The 4,833-nt window shown below is 66.1% G+C and carries 5 protein-coding genes; 3 read left to right on the forward strand and 2 right to left on the reverse strand.

What is annotated here, in order from left to right; all coding sequences use genetic code 11:
• Positions 1 to 500 precede the first annotated feature (500 nt).
• A complete protein-coding gene (locus tag EOA75_RS28745) occupies positions 501 to 1,046 on the forward strand; it encodes a YbhB/YbcL family Raf kinase inhibitor-like protein (RefSeq protein ID WP_127216445.1) in 546 nt (181 codons plus the stop codon).
• Between the two features lie 178 nt (positions 1,047 to 1,224).
• On the opposite strand, the gene yghU is transcribed toward EOA75_RS28745, so the two are convergent.
• Positions 1,225 to 2,094 carry a glutathione-dependent disulfide-bond oxidoreductase gene (gene yghU / locus EOA75_RS28750; protein WP_095801381.1) on the reverse strand — a complete coding sequence of 290 codons (870 nt, stop codon included), beginning with the start codon at positions 2,092 to 2,094 and terminating at the stop codon, positions 1,225 to 1,227.
• Between the two features lie 211 nt (positions 2,095 to 2,305).
• Between yghU and EOA75_RS28755 the strand changes: the two genes are divergently transcribed.
• Together EOA75_RS28755 and EOA75_RS28760 are read left to right on the forward strand one after the other, a co-directional pair.
• Complete coding sequence (locus tag EOA75_RS28755) at positions 2,306 to 3,208, forward strand: S1C family serine protease (protein ID WP_127325745.1); 903 nt, start codon at positions 2,306 to 2,308, stop codon at positions 3,206 to 3,208.
• 1 nt (position 3,209) lies between these two features.
• Positions 3,210 to 4,151: a LysR family transcriptional regulator gene (locus EOA75_RS28760; protein WP_127325746.1), complete on the forward strand. Its 942-nt coding sequence runs from the start codon at positions 3,210 to 3,212 to the stop codon at positions 4,149 to 4,151.
• On the opposite strand, the gene EOA75_RS28765 is transcribed toward EOA75_RS28760, so the two are convergent.
• Positions 4,102 to 4,830 carry an SDR family oxidoreductase gene (locus tag EOA75_RS28765; protein ID WP_127325747.1) on the reverse strand — a complete coding sequence of 243 codons (729 nt, stop codon included), beginning with the start codon at positions 4,828 to 4,830 and terminating at the stop codon, positions 4,102 to 4,104. The genes EOA75_RS28760 and EOA75_RS28765 overlap by 50 nt on opposite strands.
• Positions 4,831 to 4,833 lie beyond the last annotated feature (3 nt).

Here is a 4,833-nt window from a genome sequence, read left to right on the forward strand (position 1 = left end):
CTGCCCGAGGCGCCGCCAGTCGTGCCCGAGACGCCGCCCGAAACGCTGCCGCTGGCGTCGCCGCTTGCACCGGCTGTCTGAGCCATGGCGCCCGAGGTCGCGAGCGCCAGGGTAAGAACGGAAGCTGCGAGAATCTTCTTCATCATCAGGAAATCTCCATTGGTTTGCATCGTTGACTAAGTTTCCAACGGAGCTTTCCAGGGGATGTTCCGGCTGAAAAAATTCGTGAAGAACCGCATAGCTCTGTTGGCCTAACGGCAAGATCGGGTGGCGGCACCTTTAGGAAGGGCCGCAAGGACAAATCGGGTCGCCCGCGTTGGCGAGAGGGGGTAGTATGGACTCGCCGCCGCGCGTGACACTGCTCGTCGGCAGTGCTCCGGAACTCCTCCTTGTGGGGGAAATCGGCAGCTCCGGCGCCTGCCGGCCGTCACGCAAAGTTGCTCGGCTCCGGCGCGCCTTTCGGATAGACTTTGGGCAATCCAAGTAGAAGGAGTGAAGCCATGACTTCGCGCCTCAGCCTGATTGGACTTGCCTTCGCTGCCTTCGCCACCCAGGCATCCGCCTTCGAGATCTCCAGCCCATCGGTTTACAACGACAAGTGGGACGCAAAATATCTCGGCGACAAGCCCGGATGCGGCGGCAAGAGCGTCTCGATCGCGCTTGGCTGGAAGGACCCACCGGCGGGCACCAGGAGCTACGCGCTCACCATGTTCGATCCCGATGCCAACGACGGCAAGGGGTTCTGGCATTGGCTTGCCTGGAACATCCCGGCAAGCGCCAAGGGCCTCGCCGAGGGCGCCGGCTCCAAAAGCGGCAAGCGCCTGCCGAAGGGCACAGTGTCCGGCACGGGCGGCGTCGGTCGCACCGGCTATTTCGGCCCATGTCCGCCGCCCGGCAGCGGCACGCACCACTATGTCTTCACGCTCTATGCGCTGAGTGAGGCAAAGCTGCGCACGCCGGAAAATCCGTCGCCCGAAATGGTGTCGGTCGCGGCGAAGAGCCAGGCGCTGGCGGAGGCCAGTGTGACGTATACCTACGGGAGGTAGCTGATCTCCCCCTTTAAGGGCCCTCGAGGGGGAGATGTCGCCGAAGGCGACAGAGGGGGTCGGCGCGCACGATGCGCCAACTTGCCCTCTTGTTGTTCGTCGGGCGTCGGCGCTCCACGCGCAGCGAACCGCTTTGGCCTGCCGGCCATCTCCCACGCAAGGCGGGGAGATCAGCAGCTCACTCCGCCGCTTGCAACCTGTCCTGCGTCTTCGTCTCGAAATCGCTGGCGTCGTGGCGCTCGTGCAACTGATAGGCCGGATCGCCGGAGATGCGGTTGACCATGCGGCCGCGCCTTACCGCCGGCCTGGCGTCGATCGCGTCGGCCCAGCGCTGCACGTGCTTGTATTCATGCACGGCGAGGAACTGCGCGGCATCGTTGTAGCTGCGGCCTTTGGCGAGCCCGCCATACCAGGGCCAGACCGCCATGTCGGCGATGGTGTAATCCGGCCCGGCGAGATACTCGCTTTCGGCCAGCCGCCGATCCAGCACGTCCATCTGCCGCTTGGTTTCCATGGCGAAGCGGTCGATGGCGTATTCGATCTTCTCCGGCGCATAGGCGTAAAAATGCCCGAAGCCGCCGCCGAGATAGGGCGCCGAGCCCATCTGCCAGAACAGCCACGAGAAGGTTTCGGCCCTCGCTGCACGCTCCGTCGGCAGAAACTCGCCGAATTTTTCCGCCAGATAGGTGAGGATCGAGCCCGACTCGAACACGCGCACCGGCTTCGGCTCGCTGCGGTCCATCAGCGCCGGGATCTTGGAGTTCGGGTTGACCTCGACGAAGCCCGAGCCGAACTGGTCGCCGTCATTGATGCGGATCAGCCAGGCGTCGTATTCGGCGCCCTTGTGGCCGCGCGCCAGCAACTCCTCCAGCATGATCGTCACCTTCTGGCCGTTGGGCGTGGCCAGCGAATAGAGCTGCAGCGGATGCTTGCCGACAGGCAATTCCTTCTCATGCGTCGGCCCGGCGACTGGCCGGTTGATGGAGGCGAAGGTGCCGCCATTCGGCTTGTTCCAGGTCCAGACTTTCGGCGGGTTGTACTGGTTCATCTCGGGAGGCCTTGTTCCTGTGAGCGGGGTGCGGGGTTCGTTGGCGCAAGATTTAGGTGCGGTTGCGCGGGCGTCAAAGAAAAAAGTTCAAATTTCGTTGAACTAACGCTTGGGCCAGCAGCGCCCCGCCTTCTCCGTCAGGGACAGATGCCCTTGCACCGCGTCCCTTTGGCCATACTTATAGAAAAAGACCCGTAATTCAGGATCGACGATGACCATCGAAAAAATCTCGCGCTCCGTCGTGGCCGTGCGCGCCACGGTTCCGGACGACGCCTTCACCGCCAATGCGCTGGGCACGCGCCGTGAGGGCAGCGGCGTGGTGATCCGCGACAGCGGGCTGGTTCTCACCATCGGCTATCTCATCACCGAGGCCGAGGAGGTCTGGCTGACCGACCAGGACGGCCGCGTGGTTGCGGCGCATGCGCTGGCCTATGACCAGGAGACCGGCTTCGGCCTGGTGCAGGCGCTGGCGCCGCTCGGGCTGCCGGCAGTCAAGTTCGGCAATGCCAGGAAGGCCAATATCGGCGACGCCGTGACGCTTGCCGACGGCATCGGCCAGCAGGTCGACGCCTACATCGTCACCAAGCAGGAATTCGCCGGCTATTGGGAATATCTCATCGACGAGGCGATCTTCACCGCGCCGGCGCATCCGTCGTGGGGTGGTGCTGCGCTGTTCGACCGTGACGGCAAGCTGCTCGGCGTCGGCTCGCTGCGCCTGCAGATGAGCCGCGCCGGCGAGGTTGCCGACATCAACATGATTGTGCCGATCGACCTTCTGACGCCGATCCTCGTCGATCTGGTCAAGCGCGGCCAGGTCGCCAAGCCGCCGCGCCCGTGGCTCGGCGCCTTCTCGGCGGAGTCGAACGGCATGGTGGTGGTGATGAGCGTCGCCGAAGGTGGTCCCGCGGCAAAGGCTGGCCTTCGCCAAGGCGACATCATCTCCGACGTGCGCGACGGCGAGGTTGACGGTCTCGCCGACTTCTATCGAAAACTCTGGCAGAACCCGGCCGGCGCGGAAATTCCGTTGCGCGTCGTGCGCGACGGCCGTGAGACCTGGCTTCGTGTAAAATCGGCCGACCGCAACTCCTTCCTCAAGAAGCCGCAGCTGCAGTAACGTGCATCCAAGGCTGCTGAAGACCTTTCTCGCGGTCGCGCGCACACGCAAGGTCACGCGCGCGGCGGGCGAGCTCAATCTCGCACAGTCGAGCGTCAGCGACCAGATCCAGGCGCTCGAGGCCGAGCTGGGCGCGACGCTGTTCATACGGTCGCGGCAAGGGCTGGACCTGACGCCGGCCGGCGAGGCGCTGCAACCTTACGCCGAGGAATTGCTGGCGCTCGCCGACGACGCCCGGGCCGCCATCGATGCCACCAAGGCCGAGACGGCCGGCAGCCTCACGCTCGGCGCGCTCGAGACGATCGCTTCGGCAAAACTTCCCGGCTGGCTCGCCGGTTTCCAGGCCGTTCATCCCGACATCGACATCAGGCTGAAAATCGCAGGCAGCGGCGAGTTGCGCCGCAGGCTGGGAGAGGGCGGGATCGACCTCGCCTTCTGCTTCGACAGACCGGGCGCCAGCGAGCCCGACGAGCGCTTCGCCAGGCGCCCCGTCGCGGCCGAGCCACTGGTGCTGATCGCGCCGCCGGGCGAGAACCGGGCGGATGTCGATCTGGGGGAGCTTGCCGAAAAGCGCTTCGTCGCCACCGAAACCGGATGCGTCTACCGCGCCATGGTCGACAGGGCCTTCACCGAGGCGGGCCTCGGCGGACCGAAGCTCGCGGCCGAGGCTGGCAGCATTGACGCCATCGCCGGCCTGGTGGCGGCCGGCGCCGGCTTCGGCCTTGTGCCGCGGCTGGCGGTCGCCGCGGCGCTCGATCGCGGCGAGGTGGCCGAGATCGCATGGCCGGGCCCGATCCGCTCGGCGGAGCTGGTCATGATCTGGCGGCGCCGGCGCGTCCAGCCGCCGGCGCTGAAGCTCTTGCTCGCGGCGATGGGCGAAAACTTCGCGATCGTCAGACCAGCCGCTGCCCGCCCTCGACATGCAGCGTCGTTCCCGTCGTAAAGCCGTTGCCCATCAGGAAGCGGATCGCGTCCGCAATGTCTTCCGGCCGTCCGACCCGTCCCGCCGGCAGGCGCTTCGCCATCGCGGCAAGCGTCTCGTCCTTCGCATCGCCGGCAACGAATTGCCAGATCGGCGTGTCGACCCAGCCGGGCGAGACGGCATTGACTCGGATCGGCGCCAGCTCGATCGCCAAGGCCCGCACCAGCCCTTCGAGCCCGGCGTTGACGGCCGCGGCCACCGAGCCGCGCGCGGCCGGGCGGTAGGCGGCAATGCCGGAGACGAAGGTGAGCGAACCATTGGCCGAAAGTTTCGGCGCGCCATGCTTGGCCAACAGCAGCGGCCCGTAGAACTTGCTGTCGACAACCTTTTGCGCCGCCGACAGCTCGATCTCGGGCAAAAGCCGGTAGGCGCATTCGATATCGGCCGCCGTGCTGACGATATGCTCGAGCCGGCCGATGCGCGCGAACAGCGCCGCGACCTCGGCCTCGCGGCTGATGTCAACCATCGCCGTTGCCAGCGCGGCCGGGCGATCGAGCTCATCGCGCGCGGCGTTCAGCCTCGCTGCATTACGCCCGGCGATGATGACGCCGGCGCCTTCGTCGAGGCAGCGCCTGGCAAGCGCCAGCCCCATGCCCGAACCGCCGCCGACGATCAGGATTTTTGTCTCGTCCATGTCCATGCC

The organism is Mesorhizobium sp. M1A.F.Ca.IN.022.07.1.1 (assembly GCF_003997575.1).
Lineage (GTDB): Bacteria > Pseudomonadota > Alphaproteobacteria > Rhizobiales > Rhizobiaceae > Mesorhizobium.

What these genes read in the sequence shown, in the direction of transcription:
- EOA75_RS28745 (WP_127216445.1), top strand. Translation starts at nt 501, where the DNA reads ATGACTTCGCGCCTCAGCCTGATTGGACTTGCCTTCGCTGCCTTCGCC.
- yghU (WP_095801381.1), bottom strand. Translation starts at nt 2,094, where the DNA reads ATGAACCAGTACAACCCGCCGAAAGTCTGGACCTGGAACAAGCCGAAT.
- EOA75_RS28755 (WP_127325745.1), top strand. Translation starts at nt 2,306, where the DNA reads ATGACCATCGAAAAAATCTCGCGCTCCGTCGTGGCCGTGCGCGCCACG.
- EOA75_RS28765 (WP_127325747.1), bottom strand. Translation starts at nt 4,830, where the DNA reads ATGGACATGGACGAGACAAAAATCCTGATCGTCGGCGGCGGTTCGGGC.